At 70.7% G+C, this 341-nt stretch carries 1 protein-coding gene; it reads left to right on the top strand.

All coding sequences use genetic code 11. The features are described from left to right. Nucleotides 1–341 (top strand): AMP-binding protein (locus QC282_RS32245; protein WP_279553132.1); only part of this gene is annotated, 341 nt, incomplete at both ends.

Below are 341 nucleotides of genomic sequence, written 5' to 3'. Positions count from 1 at the left end.
TTCTGCTGGACCGGGGGGTGGAGTTCGCGGTCGCCGTGGTGGCGGTCGTGAAGGCGGGGGCGGGGTATGTGGTGCTCGATCCCGAGTTCCCCGACGAGCGGCTGCGGGGCATCGCCGCCGACGCGGGTCTGCGCGCCCTGATCACCGACACCGCCCACCACACCCGGGCACTCGGCGGTCCCTGGCCCGAAGTGCTGGTCGACGCCGAGCGTGAGGTGATCGCCGGGCACGAGTCGTCGGACCTGCCGGTGGTGTTGGGCGGTGAGGACGTGGCGTGTGTGATGTTCACGTCGGGGTCGACGGGGCGTCCGAAGGGCATTCTGTCGACGCATCGCAATCTG

The organism is Streptomyces sp. DH24, from assembly GCF_029813775.1.
In the GTDB taxonomy this organism is placed as follows: domain Bacteria; phylum Actinomycetota; class Actinomycetes; order Streptomycetales; family Streptomycetaceae; genus Streptomyces.
The sequence above is the reverse complement of the archived record's forward strand: the minus strand, read 5'-3'. Positions and strand labels throughout refer to the sequence as shown.